Raw genomic sequence first — 16,034 nt, 5'->3', positions numbered from 1 at the left:
GAGGCGTGCCACCATCGGGAACGCCTCGGGGCGATGTCTTCGTCGGGCGGTCCGACGAGCTGGTCGAGCTCGCGTCGGTCCTGGACTCCGTGCGCTCCGGACACGGCCGGGCCGTCCTCGTCACCGGCGACGCCGGGGTCGGCAAGACCCGTTTGGTGCAGCATGCCGGTGACGTCGCCGAGGGCTTCCTCGTCCTGACCGGGACCTGTCTTCCCCTGTCGTCGCTCAGTGTGCCGTTGCTGCCGCTGCGCGCGGCCCTGGCCGCTGTGCCGCCAGCCGAGCGCCCCGTGCTCGACGGGGCGGGCCGGGGCGCCGCCGAGGAGTTCGACCGGTGGCTCGAGCAGGCCTGCGCGCAACGCCCCGTCGCGCTCGTCGTCGACGACCTGCAGTGGGCGGACCCGGCGACGCTGGACGTACTCATGTGGGTCGTCGCCGCCCTGCCGTCGCGGCGGCTGATCGTGCTCGCGACCGTCCGTCGAGGGGAGGCGGGTCCCGGCCACCCGCTGCAGCGCTGGACGGCCGACGTGCGCCGGCTGCCGGGTTTCACCCAGCTCTCCCTCGGCCCGCTCGACCTCGAGGAGACGCGTGATCAGGTCACGGGCATCCTCGGGGACGTGCCGCACGACCGGCTCGTCCACGAGGTCTTCGACCGCACGGGTGGCAACGCCTACCTCAACCGGCTCCTCGTGACCGGTCTCCCGGCCACCGCCACCGGCCTCGGCGACGGCGCGCTGCCCGAGGACCTGAGCGCGGCCGTGCTGCGCGCCTGGCACGCGCTGTCCCCGCAGGCCAGGGAGCTGTCACGAGTGATCGCGGTGGGTGGACGGGTGGCCCGCGGTGCCGCACTGTCCGAGGCGGCTGCCTTGGCCGACGTGCCGGAACCGGGGCCCCTCCTGCGCGAGTGCGTCGAGGCGGGGGTGTTCGACGTCCGCGACGGCGACGGCTACTGGTTCCACCACCCGCTGCAGGCCGAGGCGCTCGAGGCGAGCCTGGCCGCACCGGAGCGGCATCGCCTCCACGCCGCCTTCGCGGCGCTGCTGGAGGCAGACATCGAGGGGGCGACACCGGATCTCGCGACGGCAATCCTGGTCGCGGACCACCACCACCGTGCCGGCGACCCCTCGGCGGCGCTGACAGCATCCTTGCGTGCCGCAGACATCGCCGAGGAGGACGGCGCTCATGCAGAGGCGGTCACCCTGCTCCGGCGGGCGATCGAGGTGGAGACGAGGCTCCCCCTCCCGGACGGCCCCAGGTCGAGGTTGTGGACCCGGCTGCAGGAGGCTGCGGCACAGGCCGGTGACCTCGTCGAGGAGCTGTCCGCCGTGGAGGCGCAGCTCGCCGAGGACGGGTTGGACCCGCTGACCGCCTCCGCGCTGGTGGTCCGGCGGCAGCACCTGCGCTTCTCGACCGGCGCAGGTTTCCTGGACCTGGCCGAGATGGAGCGGGCCGTCGAGCTCTCGGCCGGCTCCCCGGAATCCTGGCAGCACGCCCTTGCGCTGGCCGAGGCGGCGCACGCCGCAATGTGGGCCGACGACGAGCGTGCCTCCGACCTCGCGCACGAGGCCCTGGGACGAGCGCGGACGAATGGTCACCCCCGCGCTCTCGCACACGCGCTCGCGGCCAGCGCGATGTGTGCGACCTTCGACGGCCGGTTCATCGAGGCCCTCCCCCTCGCGACCGAGGGTGTCGAGTGCGGGGCGAGGGCGCGGGACGGCTGGGCGTTCGTCCACGCCAGCCTGTGGGAGACCAACGTGCTGGAGTTCACCTCCACGGAGCGGTTCGTCGAGACGCTGCGCCAGCGCAGGATCCAGCTGACCTCTCTGGGCGCTCCGCACCCGTTCGTGGCGTGGCTCGCGGTCATCGAGGCCATCAACCACCTGCACCGTGGCGAGTGGGAGGTCTCGAGGCAGCGGGTGCGCGAGGCGCTGGGCAGCACCCCGGGCGCACTCGTCGACGTGATGGCCCGGCTCTGTGCCGCCGAGCTGGCGGCGCGGCAGGGCAGGCCGGTGGAGGCGTTGGGGCACCTGACCCGGGCTGACGAGCTCTTCGCCGAGACGTCCACGTTCCTGGCGTTCCAGTTCGATGCCTGCCGCGCGTTGGTGAGGCAGTCGGCGGGCGATCCGCGGGGTTGCGTGACGGCCGCCCTCGCCGGGACGCGGAGCCCGGGGGTACCCCCCACCATGTGCGAGTGGCTGATGCCGCTCGCCGCGCGCGGGCTCGCCGACCTGACCCGGGCCGCGCGCGACGCGGGCGATGACGTGGACGACCTGGTCGCGGAGGCCGACGACCTCGAGACCCGGTTCCCCCAGGTGATCCGGGACAGTTGGATCGGCCCCGAGTACGACGTGTTGGTGGAAGGCTTCGAAGCGCTCTACCAGGCCGAGCTCGCGCGGCTTCGGGACGCGCAGGGTGCAGCGACCATCTGGTGTCGTGCCGCCGAGCTGCTGCACGGCCGACTGCCGTGGGAGGAGTGCTACGCGTTGTGGCGCGCCGCCGAGTCCCTGTTCAGCGAGGGCCACACCCAGCGAACCCGCGCCGTCACGGCTCTGCGCGACGCCCACGCCCTCGCCACCCGGCTGGCGGCGACACCCGACCTGGCCCAGATCGAGGCGCTGGCACGCAGCGCCCGCGTTCCGCTCGACGTCCCGGTCACCCAGTCCTCCGCCTCGGGCTCGGTCGGGCCGTCGTCTGGGGTGGCACTGACTGCGCGGGAGACCGAGATCCTGGCGCACGTCGTCGCGGGACGGACGTACGGCGAGATCGCCCGCGCGCTGGTGGTCAGCGAGAAGACGGTGAGCTCGCACATCAGCCACCTGCTCGCCAAGACGGGTGCGGCGAACCGCGTCGACCTGGCCAGGTGGGCCACCAGGCAGGGTGGCGACGGCGGCGCGTCAGGTCGCTGACCCTCGTGCGGCCTCGGCCCCCGGGTGTCCGGGTGCGAGGATGCACGCGATGACCTCCCCCGCCGCTGCCCCCACCCTGCTCGCCGACCTCGTGCGGGTCGGCGCCTCCGCCGACGACGTGTATGACGCGTTCGCGGGGTGGGCGCAGGAGCGCGGGACCCCGTTGTACCCCCACCAGGACGAGGCGCTGGTCGCCCTCCTGGCCGGGGAGAACGTCGTCCTGTCCACCCCGACCGGGTCGGGCAAGTCCCTGGTCGCCACCGGGGCGCACCTCGCGGCCCTCGCGAGCGACCGGGTCAGCTTCTACACCGCGCCGATCAAGGCCCTGGTGAGCGAGAAGTTCTTCGCCCTCTGCGAGGTCTTCGGCGCCTCCGAAGTCGGCATGCTGACCGGCGACGCCTCGGTGAACCCCGACGCCCCGATCATCTGCTGCACGGCCGAGATCCTGGCCAACATCGCCCTGCGCGAGGGCCGCGACGCCGACGTGGGGCTCGTCATCATGGACGAGTTCCACTTCTACGCCGAGCCGGACCGGGGGTGGGCGTGGCAGGTGCCGCTGCTGGAGCTCCCGCAGGCGCAGTTCGTCCTCATGTCCGCGACCCTCGGCGACGTCACCCCGATCGGTGAGGACCTCGAGCGACGGACCGGGCGGAGCACGGCATACGTCACGGGGACCGAGCGGCCCGTGCCGCTCGGCTTCTCGTGGGCCCTCACCCCCCTCCCCGAGACGATCGAGGAGCTGCTGACGACCCGGCAGGCGCCGGTCTACGTCGTCCACTTCACCCAGGCCGCCGCGCTGGAGCAGGCCCAGGCGTTGCTCCAGCTGAAGGGAGTCCTCAAGCCCGACAAGGAGGCGATCGCGGCCCGGATCGGCGGCTTCCGCTTCACCGCGGGCTTCGGCCGGACCCTGTCCACGTTGGTCCGCGCGGGCATCGGCGTGCACCACGCGGGGATGCTGCCGCGCTACCGGCGGCTCGTGGAGCAGCTGGCCCAGGACGGACTGCTCAAGGTCATCTGCGGGACCGACACACTCGGCGTCGGCATCAACGTGCCGATCCGGACGGTGCTGTTCACCGGGCTGGTGAAGTTCGACGGGAGCCGGCAGCGGGTGCTCAAGGCTCGCGAGTTCCACCAGATCGCGGGCCGCGCGGGGCGGGCGGGCTTCGACACGAGTGGGTCTGTCGTGGTGCAGGCGCCGGAGCACGTGATCGAGAACGCTCGGCTCGTCGCCAAGGCCGGTGACGACCCCAAGAAGCTCAAGAAGATCCAGCGTCGCAAGCCCGCGGACGGCGAGGTCTCGTGGACCGAGCAGACCTACGACAAGCTCGTCGCCGCCGAGCCGGAGCCCCTCGTCTCCCGCATGCGGGTCGACCACGCCATGATCCTCAACGTCGTGCAGCGACCGGGTGACCCGGTGCAGTCCCTGCGCCACCTGCTCCGGGACAACCACGAGGCACCACGCGGACAGGCCCGGCTGGCACGCCGCGCCATCACCCTGGGTCGCAGCCTGCTCGACACCGGTGTGGTGCAACGGATCTCACCGCCGGCGGCCGACGGTCGCTCGGTCCGCCTCAGCCCCGACGTCTCCGACGACTTCGCCCTCAACCAGGCGCTCGCCCCGCTCGCCCTGGCGGCTCTCGACGTGCTCGATCCCGACTCCCCGAGCCACGCGCTCGATATCGTCTCGATCATCGAGGCGGTGCTCGACGACCCCCGCCAGGTGCTGATGGCACAGGCCTTCAAGGCCCGCGGCGAGGCGGTGGCCGAGATGAAGGCCGACGGCGTCGAGTACGAGGAGCGGATGACCCTGCTCGAGGACGTCAGCTGGCCGATGCCGCTGCGCGACCTGCTCGAGGCGACCTTCGAGATCTTCCGGCAGAGCCACCCGTGGGTCAGCGAGTCGGCCCTGTCGCCCAAGTCGGTCGTGCGCGACATGTACGAGCGCGCCATGACCTTCTCCGAGTTCGTGGCCTTCTACGGACTGTCCCGGTCGGAGGGGCTGGTCCTGCGCTACCTCACCGATGCCTACCGGACGCTGCGACAGACGGTCCCCGACGCGCACCACAGCGAGGCCTTCGACGACCTGTTCGAGTGGCTCGGCGAGACGATCCGGCAGACCGACTCGTCCCTGCTCGACGAGTGGGAGGCGCTGTCCGACCCCGACGCGCAGGAGCGGCTCGAGGAGCTGGAGGGCCTGCACGCCCACGGCGGGACGCGACCGACCCGCCCGATCACGGCCAACGAGAGGGCATTTCGGGTCATGGTCCGCAACGCGATGTTCCGTCGCATCGAGCTGGCCAGCCGCGACGAGTTCGTGGCGCTGGCCGCCCTCGACGAGGGACCCATGGACGAGGCGGCGTGGGACGAGGCGCTCGGCGCCTACTACGCCGACCACGACACCATCGCCACGGACGCCGAGGCCCGCGGACCACACCTGCTCTCCATCAGCCCGGTGCAGGGCGCTCGGCGGTGGCAGGCCCGTCAGACGGTCCACGACCCCGAGGGCGACCACGACTGGGTCGTCGAGGCCGTCGTGGACCTCGACGCGTCCGACGAGGCCGGCGAGCCCGTCGTGGAGACGACCGCGTTCCGCCGCCTCTGAGCCGTCGACAGGACCGGCTCAGGCTCGGTTCAGCGAGGCGACAGGTCGAGGGTCATGAACACGCTGAAGTCGTCCGCGGCATACGGGCCGAAGGGGCCACAGGCCCTGAAGCCGTAACCGGCGTAGAGGGCCTGGGCCGGGGCGAACGCCTCGGGCGAGCCGGTCTCGAGGCTCACCCTCGCGTAGCCGCGCGAGCGCGCCTCGGCGACGAGGTGCTCGAGCAGCGCCGCGGCGACGCCACGACGACGGTGCGCCGCGGCGGTCCGCATCGACTTGAGCTCGCCGTGCGTCGGGTCGAGCTCGCGCAGCGCACCGCACCCCAGCACGTCCGAGCCGTCCCACACGCTCCAGAAGGTGAGGTCAGGGGTACCCAGGCGGTCGAGGCCGAGGGCATGCACGCTCTCGGGCGGCGAGTAGCGGCGCATCTCGTCGAGGTGCTCCCCCAGCAACGCCGCGACCTCGGGGGTGTCGAGCCCGCCCTGCCTGATCTCCATGGCGCGGAGGTCAGGCGGCGTAGGCGGCGAGCTCGCTCGCCAGGTCGGGGCGCACCCTGGCCTTGAGCAGCGTGCCTGCGCCCGTGTGCTCGCTCGACAGGACCTCGGCCTCGTCGTGCAGGCGGCTGACGAGGTCTCCGCGGTCGTAGGGCACGAGCACCTCGACGTCGATGGTCGGCCGCGGCAGCTCGTCGGCGATCAGGGCCCGCAGCTCGTCGAGCCCCTGACCCGTACGCGCCGACACGACGATGCTGTGCCGCTCATGGCGCAGGATCCGGTCGAGCACCTCGGGGTCGGCCGCGTCGGCCTTGTTGACGACGATGACCTCCTTGACGTCGGCGGCATCGACATCGGCGAGCACGGCGCGCACGGCGGTGATCTGTCCCTCGGGATCCGGGTGCGAACCGTCGACGACGTGCAGCAGCAGGTCGGCGTCGGCCACCTCCTCCAGGGTCGACCGGAACGCCTCGACCAGCTGCGTCGGCAGCTGGCGGACGAAGCCGACGGTGTCGGCGAGCGTGTAGAGCCGCCCGTCCTCGGTCTCGGCACGGCGCACGGTCGGGTCCAGCGTGGCGAAGAGCTGGTTCTCGACGAGCACCCCGGCACCGGTCAGGCGGTTGAGCAGCGAGGACTTGCCGGCGTTGGTGTAGCCCGCGATGGCCACGCTCGGCACCTCGTGGGCCTTGCGCGAGAGGCGACGGGTGTCGCGACTCGTCTTCATCTCCTTGATCTCGCGGCGGAGCTTGGCCATGCGCGTGTTGATGCGCCGCCGATCGAGCTCGATCTTGGTCTCACCGGGACCGCGGGAGCCCATGCCCTGGCCGCCGGCCGCCTGGCCACCGGCCTGCCGGGACATCGACTCACCCCAGCCGCGCAGGCGCGGGAGGAGGTACTGGAGCTGGGCCAGCTCGACCTGGGCCTTGCCCTCCTTGGACTTGGCGTGCTGGGCGAAGATGTCGAGGATCAGCGCGGTGCGGTCGATGACCTTGACCTTGACGACGTCCTCGAGGGCGCGTCGCTGGCTGGGCGTGAGCTCGGTGTCGCAGATGACGGTGTCGGCGCCCTCGGCGATGACGACGTCGCGCAGCTCCTCGGCCTTGCCGGACCCGAGGTAGGTGCCGGTGTCGGGCTTGGCACGGCGCTGCACGAGACCAGCGAGCACCGTCGAGCCGGCCGTCTCGGCCAGCGCCGCGAGCTCACGCATCGAGTTGTCGGCGTCCTCGGCAGTGCCCTCGGTCCACACGGCGGCCAGGACCACCCGCTCGAGGCGCAGCTGGCGGTACTCGACCTCGGTGATGTCCTCGAGCTCGGTGGACAGCCCCGCGACGCGACGCAGCGCAGCGCGCTCCTCGCGGTCGTACTGGTCGCCGTCGTAGCCGGCTCCTGCGGCTCCGGGCAGGTCCTGGTCGTCGGACAGGGCGGTGGCCCTCAGGTCGAAGATGTCTGTTCGCTTCAGTGTCATGTCCCCTCAAGAATCTCACCTCTGCAACGGTTGTCGCGAACCGTTTAGTCCCCACCACTACCGTTGCCCCTGATGAGCGAGAGCGACCACTACTTCACGGCCCGTCCGGCCAGCGCCGCCGAGCAGCGCCCCCTCACCCTGCAGCTGGCCGGTCGAGAGGTCACTGTGCGCACGGCGGGCGGCGTGTTCAGCCCCGGCGGCCTCGACAAGGGGACGGCGGTCCTGCTGCGCCACGTGCCACCACCGCCGCCACAGGGCGCCCTGCTCGACCTGGGCTGTGGGTGGGGTCCGATCGCCCTCACCCTCGGCCTGCTGTCACCCCAGGCGCAGGTGTATGCCGTGGACGTCAACGAGCGGTCGCTCGACCTGGTGCGCACCAACGCGGCCTCGCTGGGACTGGACCGGGTGGTCGCCACCACGCCGGACGGCATACCCGAGCACGTGCGGTTCGACGCGATCTGGTCGAACCCGCCGATCCGGGTGGGCAAGGCCGTCCTTCACGAGCTGATGCTCACCTGGCTGCCGCGCCTCGCTGTCGGGGGCGTGGCCCACCTGGTGGTGCAGAAGAACCTGGGCTCGGACTCCCTCCAGCGGTGGTTGGTGGACCAGCTGCCGCCGCAGGCATATGCCGTGTCGCGGTTCGCGACGGACAAGGGCTTCCGGATCCTCGCCGTCGAGCGCCTCTCTGCCGAGCCCCTCGTGGACCCTCTCGTCGACCCTCTCGGGAACCCCCTTGGAGACCCTCAGACGAGCGAGGTGACCCCGTCGGCGACCAACCTGGCGGGGCCGGCCAGCTCGACCTCCTGACCGGGCAGCGCCCGCACGCGCAGTCGTCCGCCGGGAACGTCCACCGTCCAGGTGTCGCCGTGCCCACCAGCCCAGTACCGGGTGGCGAGCGCAGCGGCGGCCGCGCCGGTGCCGCACGACCGGGTCTCGCCCACGCCCCGCTCGTGGACACGCATCCGGATGTGACCGGAGCCGAGGGGACGGACGAACTCGACGTTGGTGCCGTGGTCGGGCACCGGGTTGACGACCGGGATGCGGTGCAGGTCGAGCGAGTCGAGGTCGATGCCCTCGGGCAGGGCGACGACGCTGTGCGGGTTGCCGAGGTCGAGGCTGAGCGCCGAGAGCGGCTCGAGGCCGTCCACGTGGACCAGCGCGTCGAACCCCTCGGCCTCCGCGATCTGCGGCTGACCGAGGCGCCACGGGCCGAGGTTGACCGCGATGAGGTCGCTGCCGTCCTCGAACCGCACGGTCTTGACGCCGGCCCGGGTCGCGATCGCGAACTCGTCAGCCGTCTCGAGGCCCTCGCGCCGCAGGTAGGCCGCGAAGACGCGGGTGCCGTTGCCGCACATCTCCGCGAGGCCGCCGTCGGCGTTGCGGTAGTCCATGAACCAGCGCGCCGTGCTGGCCTGGGCGAGCACCGCCGGGTCGGTCGCGGCCGAGGTGGGGACCACCCGGATGACGCCGTCACCGCCGATGCCGGCGCGTCGGTCTGCGAGCCGGGCCGCCTGCTCGGCGGTGAGCTCGTGGGCGCCCTCGAGGTCGGGCAGGAGCACGAAGTCGTTCTCGGTGCCGTGGCCCTTGGTGAAGGCGGTCTGGTCAGCCATGGCGATCATTGTCCCTGATCGCCGCGCGCACGACGTCGAGGGCTCGCGCGGACACGTCGCCCGCGAGGTCGAGCCAGACGACCCGCGGGTCGGGGCCGAACCACGACTCCTGCCGGCGGGCGAAACGGCGCGTGAGCGCGGCCGTCTCCTCGCGGGCCTGGCTGCCCGTCAGCGTGCCGTCGAGCTCGCCCAGTGCCTGCGCGTAGCCCAGGGCGCGCGACGCCGTGCGACCGTCCCGCAGCCCCCTCGCCTCGAGGGCTCGCACCTCGTCGAGCAGCCCGTCGGCCCACATCCGGTCCACCCGTGCCCCGATGCGCTCGTCGAGCACCGGCCTGGGCACCCGCAGCCCGACGACGACCGTCGGCTGGACGTGCTCCCGGCGCGGCATCGTGGCCGAGAAGGGCCGACCGGTGAGCTCGATGACCTCGAGGGCACGCACGACCCGGCGCGCGTTGCCGGGGTCGATGGCGCCCGCCGCCACGGGGTCGAGGCCGCGCAGTCGCTCCACCATCGAGGCGAGACCGAGCTGCTCGACCTCGCCTTCCAGCCGGCTCCGGACCGTGGGGTCGGTCGGCGGGATGTCGAGCACGTCGAGCGCGGCCCGGACGTAGAGTCCCGACCCGCCCACGAGCACGGGGTGGGCGCCGCGCGACTGGATCGCCGCGATGTCGGCCCGCGCGGCCGCCTGGTAGGCGGCCACGCTCGCCTCCTGGGTCACCTCCAGCACGTCCAGCTGGTGGTGCGGTATGCCGCGGCGCTCGCGGGGTGGGAGCTTGGCGGTCCCGATGTCCATCCCCGAGTAGAGCTGGCTGGCGTCGGCGTTGACGATCTCTCCACCGAGGGCCTCGGCCAGGTCGAGGCCGAGGTCGGACTTGCCGGTGGCCGTCGCGCCCACGACCGCCACGACGAGGGGTCGCGCGACCTGCTCAGCCTGCTGGGGCCGCATGCCTAGAGGTCGTGCTGGTGGTGGTCCGGGCCCTCGTCGTGCTCGTCGTCGTGGCCGAACGGGTCGGGGTCGACGCCGGGCATCCAGGTGAGGCCGGGCTTGCCCCAGCCGCCGCGCTTGATCGCCTTGCGGGCCTTCTTGCCCCACCGCTCGTTGAGCCGGTCGACGTACAGGAACCCGTTGAGGTGGTCGTACTCGTGCTGCATGCAGCGCGCGAACCAGCCCGTCGCCTCGAAGGCGATCTCGCGACCCTCGGCATCGAAGCCGCTCACGCTGGCCCTGTCACCGCGCTTGAGCGGGAAGCTCTCACCCGGCACCGACAGGCAACCCTCGGCCTCGTCGTGCGGGTCCGGGGCCTCGAGCGACGGCTTGCTCGGGGCGACGTACGGGTTCACGATCACGCCGCGTGCGGGGACGCCGTCGTCGTTGTCCATCTGCCACGTGAAGACGCGCAGGCCGACCCCGATCTGGGGTGCGGCCAGGCCGACGCCGTGGGCGGCGTCCATGGTGTCGAACATGTCTGCCACGAGGCTGTGCAGGTCTCCGTCGAACGCCGCGACGGGCTCCGCGCGCCGGTGGAGCACGGGCTCACCGGTGATGACGATGGGGCGGATGGTCATGGTGAGCAGTCTCCCAGACGCCCTGTGGCCGCCGCAGTCTCGGGTGGCGCAAGTCCCTGACCTGCGTGAACATGACGATGCGGCGTGTGGAGCCGGGCACGTCGCGACGTGGACCACCGACGTGAGGAGATCAGCATGAGCGAGATCGACAACGAGCCCGAGGACGCACAGGACGAGCAGCCTGGCGAAGCGACCGCAGACTCCGAGGGGACGCAGGGGTCGGAGGGGATGCAGGGGTCGGACTCGGGCCTCGGTGCCGGCACCACCGAGGGCGCCGACAGCTTCGGCCCCACCGACGTCGTGACCGAGTTCGAGTCACCGGGTGACGGCTCCGATGCCGGCAGCCCTCCAGAGGGTGAGAGCGACTCCGCGTTCGGAGGCGAGACCGGCGAGTTCGGCTCCGAGCAGGACACCACCGACGGCAACACCTCGGCTGGCAGTGACGCGGACGACGCCGAGAACGGCTGACCCGGTCACGCCGGAGCCGCGTCCCCTGGTCAGGTGGCGCGGCCCCCGTGCGCGGCGGGCAGCCGTCAGCCGCAGGACGGCGCGGCGACGGTGGCGGGCCGCCCGACCCCCGGCATCCCGAGCGAGACGGCCGGCTTGCCGGGCACGGGCGCGTCCTGCAGCGCCGCCCAGGCGTCGCCCCCGCGAGTCCGGCGCACGGCGTACGGGCCGCCGTCCAGGGCCGCATCGGCCACGAGGTGGTGCGGGGCTCCGTAGGTGACCCCGACGGTGACCAGGTCACCCGGACGCGGCTGCTCGGCGCCCTCGGGGACGGAGAAGTGGACCAGCCGGTTGTCGCGGGCACGGCCGGAGAGGCGGTGCGTCTCGGTGTCCTTGCGGCCCTCACCGGTTGCCACGAGCACCTCGACCTCGCGGCCCTCGAGCCGGCGGTTCTCGGCCCAGGAGATCTCCTCCTGCACCTCGATCAACCGCTCGTACCGCTCCTGCACGACGGCCTTCGGCAGCTGGTCCGGCATCGTCGCCGCCGGCGTCCCCGGCCGGATGGAGTACTGGAAGGTGAAGGCACTCGAGAAGCGGGACTCGCGGACGACCCGCAGCGTCTCCTCGAAGTCCGCGTCCGTCTCACCAGGGAAGCCGACGATGATGTCGGTGGTGATCGCCGCGTCGGGAATCTGCTCACGGACCCGGTCGATGATCCCGAGGAACTTGGCGCTGCGGTAGGACCGCTTCATGGCGCGGAGCACGGTGTCGGACCCCGACTGCAACGGCATGTGCAGGCTCGGCATGACGTTGGGCGTCTGGGCCATCGCGGTGATCACGTCGTCGGTGAAGGCCGCCGGGTGCGGGCTGGTGAAGCGCACCCGCTCGAGGCCCTCGACGTCGCCACAGGCGCGCAGGAGCTTGCCGAACGCCAGCCGGTCGCCGAACTCGACGCCGTAGGTGTTGACGTTCTGACCCAGCAGGGTCACCTCGAGCACGCCCTGGTCGACGAGCGCCTGCACCTCGGCGAGGACGTCACCGGGTCGCCGGTCGGCCTCCTTGCCGCGCAGGCTGGGGACGATGCAGAACGTGCAGGTGTTGTTGCACCCCACCGAGATCGAGACCCAGCCGGCGTAGGCGGAGTCGCGGCGCGTCGGGAGCGTGCTGGGGAAGACCTCGAGGCTCTCGAGGATCTCGACCTCGGCGCGCTTGTTGTGGCGGGCCCGGTCGAGCAGCGCAGGCAAGCTGCCGATGTTGTTGGTCCCGAACACCACGTCCACCCACGGCGCCCGCGCGACGATGGTCGACCGGTCCTTCTGGGCCATGCAGCCACCCACGGCGATCTGCATGTCCGGGTTCTTCGTCTTGGCCGGGCGCAGCTGGCCGAGGTTGCCGTACAGCTTGTTGTCGGCGTTCTCCCGGACCGCGCAGGTGTTGAACACGACCACGTCGGCGGCCTCGGGGCGGACCTGCGCCGGCAGGCTGTTCACGTCCACGTAACCCGCGGTCTCGAGCAGGCCAGCCAGGCGCTCGGAGTCGTGGACGTTCATCTGGCACCCGTGGGTGCGGACGTCATACGTCTTGCCGGCGATGGCGGGGCCGGTCGTGCTGCCGATGGCGGAGCCGGGGGCGGCGGTGGCGGTGGCGGCGGGCGTGGTCGCGGTCTTCATGGCACCGCCAAGGGTACGTGGTCCGCCCTCCCCCCGGTGCCGGGCTCGGCCGTGCCTGCCTGGCGTGGTTGGCCCGTCCTGCAGGCCGCGGAGCCACCCGATTTGACGGCGGGAATGATCCGTGACATCTTTTAGTTGAAACTTCAACCAACATCCCCACCACCAAAGGACGCACCCCATGGGTCTCTTCAGCCGCCGCAGCACCTCCGCCCCGGCCTCCCCCGCCATCGCTCCCGCCCCGTCGGGTGTCGGCACGGCGCTGCTCGAGCGCGACTTCGACGCGGCGACCCACGCCGTGTCCGACATCGCGGGCGACTACGTCATCGACGCCAGCCACAGCCACCTCGGCTTCTCGGCCCGCCACGCGATGGTCACCACCGTGCGCGGCACCTTCGCCGAGTTCGAGGGCACCGCGCACGTCGACACCGTCAACCCGGCCAACTCGTCGGTCATCGTGACGATCCAGGCGGCCAGCGTCACCACGGGCAACGAGCAGCGCGACGGTCACCTCAAGACCGGGGACTTCTTCGACGTCGCGGCGTACCCGACCATCACCTTCGTGTCGTCCGCGGTCTCGCAGAACGGGACCGACTGGGACATCACCGGCGACCTGACGATCAACGACGTCACGCGCTCCGTGACCGTGCCGTTCGAGCAGACCGGCTCCGCCAAGGACCCCTACGGCAACCTGCGGATCGGCTTCGAGGGTGGCGTCACCATCAACCGCTCCGACTGGGGCCTGGCCTTCAACGCCGCCCTCGAGACCGGTGGCGTCCTGGTGAGCGAGAAGGTCAAGCTCGAGTTCGACATCTCGGCCATCGCCCAGGGCTGAGCCCTCGCGCCCATTGGCGCACCGCAGCATCCTGAGCCCGTCCCAACCCCGGGGCGGGCTCAGTCGCGCTGGTGCTCGGGGGCGTCCGCGATCGCGGCCCGGATGACCGCCATCGCCAGGTCGGCCGGGTAGCCCTTGCGGGCGAGCATGCCGGCCAGGCGCCGGGTCTGCACCACCGGCTCGAGACCGTGCATCGCCTTGAGCCGCTTGGCGACCAACCGCTCGGCCTGCTCACGCTCTGCGTCGGGGTCGATGGACTCGAGCGTGGCCCGGGCGGTCTCGTCGTCGACCCCCTTGGTGTGCAGCTCGCGGGCCAGGGCGCGCTTGGCCAGGCCGCGACCGGCCTGTTGGGAACGCACCAGCATGCCGGCATACGCCTCGTCGTCGACCAGGCCGAGCTCGGTCATCCGGTCGAGCACCGCCTCGGCCACCTCGTCGGGGCAGTTGCGCTGGCGCAGCTTGTCGCGCAGCTGCTTGCGGCTCTTGGGCGACATCGCGAGCTGGCGCAGCACGATCTGGCGAGCGACGTCATACGCGTCGGGCTCGTGGTCGCGCGTCTTGGGGTCACTCTCGGGGTCACCGGGGATGGGCTGCCACGCGCGCGGGCGTGCCGAGCCCCCTGACCCGGGCTGCGGATCGGGTGACGACGTCGCGGCCAAGGCCGCCTCGAAGGCAGCCCTGGCCGCGTCGTGTCGATCAGTCATGCGTGATCAGAGAGGTCGCTCGAGCTGTGCTCAGAACTCGACCGGCACCTCAGGGACCGCGTCGGCCGGCTTGTCGACCTGGGGACCGATGCCGAGCTTTTCCTTGATCTTCTTCTCGATCTCGTTGCCGAGGTCGGGGTTGTCCTTGAGGAACTGCCGGGCATTCTCCTTGCCCTGCCCGAGCTGGTCGCCGTCGTAGGTGTACCAGGCGCCGGCCTTGCGGACGAAGCCCTGCTCCACCCCCATGTCGATGAGCCCACCCTCGCGGGAGATGCCCTGGCCGTAGAGGATGTCGAACTCGGCCTGCTTGAACGGCGGAGCCACCTTGTTCTTGACGACCTTGACCCTGGTGCGGTTGCCCACGGGGTCGCTGCCGTCCTTGAGGGTCTCGATGCGACGCACGTCCAGGCGCACGGAGGCGTAGAACTTCAGCGCCTTGCCACCCGTGGTCGTCTCGGGCGAGCCGAACATGACGCCGATCTTCTCGCGGAGCTGGTTGATGAAGATGGCCGTCGTGCCCGTGTTGTTGAGGGCACCGGTGAGCTTGCGCAGCGCCTGTGACATGAGGCGCGCCTGCAGACCGACGTGGCTGTCACCCATCTCGCCCTCGATCTCGGCCCGGGGCACCAGGGCGGCGACCGAGTCGATGACGATGATGTCGATGGCTCCGGAACGGATCAGCATGTCGGCGATCTCGAGCGCCTGCTCGCCCGTGTCGGGCTGGCTGACGAGCAGCGCGTCGGTGTCGACCCCGAGCTTCTTGGCGTAGTCGGGGTCGAGCGCGTGCTCGGCGTCGATGAACGCGGCGATGCCGCCGGCGCGCTGGGCGCTGGCCACGGCGTGCAGCGCAACCGTCGTCTTGCCCGAGGACTCCGGGCCGTAGATCTCGACGACCCGGCCACGCGGGAGCCCGCCGATGCCGAGCGCCACGTCGAGCGCGATCGACCCGGTGGGGATCACGTCGATGGGCGGACGGACGTCGTCGCCGAGGCGCATGACGGCGCCCTTGCCGAACGACTTCTCGATCTGCCCCATCACGCTGTCGAGGGACTTTGCCTTCTGGTCCACAGTGGGTGTGTTCGCTCCAGCCATTTTGGCCACCGTTCCTTCTTTCGCTTCGAGTCGGGCGCGCCTGCCTTCGACCCTGGGGCAGCTGATCTGCTTGTCGGGTCAGACGCTAGGTGTGGCCACCGACAGCCGTCCGGACGCCGAAGGGCATCTGTGGACGGAGGTCCTGTCGGGTTTCCACCTGTGGACCACACTACCGAACACCTGTTCGATCTCCGCGCAACGCGGGGCACGACACGCCGGGTCCCCCGGCAGTAGCATTTCCGGTGCAGGGATGGACCGAGAGGGGCGGGCGATGGAGCCCAGAGTTCACCTCACCCTGGCCGAGGGCGGAGCCGACGACGCCCGCCTCGACCAGCTGAGCCGTCAACTGCGCGACGAGCTGCGCCAGCTCGACCTCACCGACGTCCGGCAGGGACCCGCACAGCCCGCTCCCCCGGGTTCGAGGGGTCTCGACGCCACCACGGTGAGCACCCTGTCCGTGGCCCTGCTCGGCTCCGGTGGGCTGACCGCTCTGGTCACCGCGGTGCGCGCCTGGGTCGACCGGGGGCACGAGAGCCCCCGCAGCATCAAGGTCGAGGTCGACGGCGACGTGCTCGAGCTGTCCGGGGCCAGCACCGCCGAGCGCGACCGGCTGGTCTCGATGTTCCTCACCCGGCACGCCGGCTAGGGGGTC

The 16,034-nt window shown here is 71.7% G+C and carries 14 protein-coding genes; 6 read left to right on the top strand and 8 right to left on the bottom strand.

What is annotated here, in order from left to right:
• The first annotated feature begins 5 nt into the window (after positions 1-5).
• Complete coding sequence (locus tag AC1DV7_RS09885) at positions 6-2,903, top strand: helix-turn-helix transcriptional regulator (protein WP_477596948.1); 2,898 nt, start codon at positions 6-8, stop codon at positions 2,901-2,903.
• A 49-nt stretch (positions 2,904-2,952) separates the two neighbouring features.
• Entirely contained in the window at positions 2,953-5,505 is a 2,553-nt protein-coding gene (locus AC1DV7_RS09880) for a DEAD/DEAH box helicase (protein WP_477596947.1), read from the top strand.
• A 29-nt stretch (positions 5,506-5,534) separates the two neighbouring features.
• Here the strand turns inward: AC1DV7_RS09880 and AC1DV7_RS09875 are convergent, their stop codons facing one another.
• Positions 5,535-5,999, bottom strand: a complete 465-nt coding sequence (locus AC1DV7_RS09875; protein WP_477596946.1) for a GNAT family N-acetyltransferase — start codon at positions 5,997-5,999, stop codon at positions 5,535-5,537.
• 10 nt (positions 6,000-6,009) lie between these two features.
• A complete protein-coding gene (gene hflX, locus AC1DV7_RS09870; RefSeq protein ID WP_477596945.1) occupies positions 6,010-7,461 on the bottom strand; it encodes a GTPase HflX in 1,452 nt (483 codons plus the stop codon).
• 72 nt (positions 7,462-7,533) lie between these two features.
• Between hflX and AC1DV7_RS09865 the strand changes: the two genes are divergently transcribed.
• Positions 7,534-8,268: a class I SAM-dependent methyltransferase gene (locus tag AC1DV7_RS09865; RefSeq protein ID WP_477596944.1), complete on the top strand. Its 735-nt coding sequence runs from the start codon at positions 7,534-7,536 to the stop codon at positions 8,266-8,268.
• On the opposite strand, the gene dapF is transcribed toward AC1DV7_RS09865, so the two are convergent.
• The 3 genes from dapF to def are packed head-to-tail and all read right to left on the bottom strand — an operon-like array spanning position 8,205 to position 10,637.
• On the bottom strand, positions 8,205-9,071 hold the full coding sequence (dapF, locus tag AC1DV7_RS09860; RefSeq protein ID WP_477596943.1) for a diaminopimelate epimerase: 867 nt from the start codon (positions 9,069-9,071) through the stop codon (positions 8,205-8,207). The genes AC1DV7_RS09865 and dapF overlap by 64 nt on opposite strands.
• Positions 9,064-10,017 carry a tRNA (adenosine(37)-N6)-dimethylallyltransferase MiaA gene (gene miaA, locus AC1DV7_RS09855; protein ID WP_477596942.1) on the bottom strand — a complete coding sequence of 318 codons (954 nt, stop codon included), beginning with the start codon at positions 10,015-10,017 and terminating at the stop codon, positions 9,064-9,066. The genes dapF and miaA overlap by 8 nt, the downstream gene beginning before the upstream one ends.
• Before the next feature lie 2 nt (positions 10,018-10,019).
• On the bottom strand, positions 10,020-10,637 hold the full coding sequence (gene def / locus AC1DV7_RS09850; protein ID WP_477596941.1) for a peptide deformylase: 618 nt from the start codon (positions 10,635-10,637) through the stop codon (positions 10,020-10,022).
• A 135-nt stretch (positions 10,638-10,772) separates the two neighbouring features.
• Between def and AC1DV7_RS09845 the strand changes: the two genes are divergently transcribed.
• Positions 10,773-11,105 carry a hypothetical protein gene (locus AC1DV7_RS09845; protein WP_477596940.1) on the top strand — a complete coding sequence of 111 codons (333 nt, stop codon included), beginning with the start codon at positions 10,773-10,775 and terminating at the stop codon, positions 11,103-11,105.
• Between the two features lie 65 nt (positions 11,106-11,170).
• On the opposite strand, the gene miaB is transcribed toward AC1DV7_RS09845, so the two are convergent.
• A complete protein-coding gene (gene miaB / locus AC1DV7_RS09840) occupies positions 11,171-12,754 on the bottom strand; it encodes a tRNA (N6-isopentenyl adenosine(37)-C2)-methylthiotransferase MiaB (RefSeq protein WP_477596939.1) in 1,584 nt (527 codons plus the stop codon).
• Positions 12,755-12,932: 178 nt separating this feature from the next.
• On the opposite strand from miaB, the gene AC1DV7_RS09835 reads away from it, so the two are divergent.
• Positions 12,933-13,586 carry a YceI family protein gene (locus AC1DV7_RS09835; RefSeq protein ID WP_477596938.1) on the top strand — a complete coding sequence of 218 codons (654 nt, stop codon included), beginning with the start codon at positions 12,933-12,935 and terminating at the stop codon, positions 13,584-13,586.
• A 59-nt stretch (positions 13,587-13,645) separates the two neighbouring features.
• Here the strand turns inward: AC1DV7_RS09835 and AC1DV7_RS09830 are convergent, their stop codons facing one another.
• Both AC1DV7_RS09830 and recA read right to left on the bottom strand, forming a co-directional pair.
• Entirely contained in the window at positions 13,646-14,290 is a 645-nt protein-coding gene (locus tag AC1DV7_RS09830; protein WP_477596937.1) for a regulatory protein RecX, read from the bottom strand.
• A 30-nt stretch (positions 14,291-14,320) separates the two neighbouring features.
• Entirely contained in the window at positions 14,321-15,382 is a 1,062-nt protein-coding gene (gene recA / locus AC1DV7_RS09825; protein ID WP_477596936.1) for a recombinase RecA, read from the bottom strand.
• Positions 15,383-15,653: 271 nt separating this feature from the next.
• On the opposite strand from recA, the gene AC1DV7_RS09820 reads away from it, so the two are divergent.
• Positions 15,654-16,028, top strand: coding sequence for an effector-associated constant component EACC1 (locus AC1DV7_RS09820; RefSeq protein WP_477596935.1), 375 nt, complete (start codon positions 15,654-15,656; stop codon positions 16,026-16,028).
• The last annotated feature ends 6 nt before the right edge of the window (positions 16,029-16,034 follow it).

This window comes from Pedococcus sp. P2_E4 (assembly GCF_056403935.1).
The sequence above is the reverse complement of the archived record's forward strand: the minus strand, read 5'-3'. Positions and strand labels throughout refer to the sequence as shown.

Excerpts from the sequence above, each read along its gene's own strand:
- AC1DV7_RS09830 (WP_477596937.1), bottom strand. The coding sequence starts at position 14,290 with ATGACTGATCGACACGACGCGGCCAGGGCTGCCTTCGAGGCGGCCTTG.
- def (WP_477596941.1), bottom strand. The coding sequence starts at position 10,637 with ATGACCATCCGCCCCATCGTCATCACCGGTGAGCCCGTGCTCCACCGG.
- AC1DV7_RS09845 (WP_477596940.1), top strand. The coding sequence starts at position 10,773 with ATGAGCGAGATCGACAACGAGCCCGAGGACGCACAGGACGAGCAGCCT.
- miaA (WP_477596942.1), bottom strand. The coding sequence starts at position 10,017 with ATGCGGCCCCAGCAGGCTGAGCAGGTCGCGCGACCCCTCGTCGTGGCG.
- AC1DV7_RS09880 (WP_477596947.1), top strand. The coding sequence starts at position 2,953 with ATGACCTCCCCCGCCGCTGCCCCCACCCTGCTCGCCGACCTCGTGCGG.
- hflX (WP_477596945.1), bottom strand. The coding sequence starts at position 7,461 with ATGACACTGAAGCGAACAGACATCTTCGACCTGAGGGCCACCGCCCTG.
- AC1DV7_RS09835 (WP_477596938.1), top strand. The coding sequence starts at position 12,933 with ATGGGTCTCTTCAGCCGCCGCAGCACCTCCGCCCCGGCCTCCCCCGCC.
- AC1DV7_RS09820 (WP_477596935.1), top strand. The coding sequence starts at position 15,654 with ATGGAGCCCAGAGTTCACCTCACCCTGGCCGAGGGCGGAGCCGACGAC.
- AC1DV7_RS09875 (WP_477596946.1), bottom strand. The coding sequence starts at position 5,999 with ATGGAGATCAGGCAGGGCGGGCTCGACACCCCCGAGGTCGCGGCGTTG.
- miaB (WP_477596939.1), bottom strand. The coding sequence starts at position 12,754 with ATGAAGACCGCGACCACGCCCGCCGCCACCGCCACCGCCGCCCCCGGC.
- dapF (WP_477596943.1), bottom strand. The coding sequence starts at position 9,071 with ATGGCTGACCAGACCGCCTTCACCAAGGGCCACGGCACCGAGAACGAC.
- AC1DV7_RS09865 (WP_477596944.1), top strand. The coding sequence starts at position 7,534 with ATGAGCGAGAGCGACCACTACTTCACGGCCCGTCCGGCCAGCGCCGCC.
- recA (WP_477596936.1), bottom strand. The coding sequence starts at position 15,382 with ATGGCTGGAGCGAACACACCCACTGTGGACCAGAAGGCAAAGTCCCTC.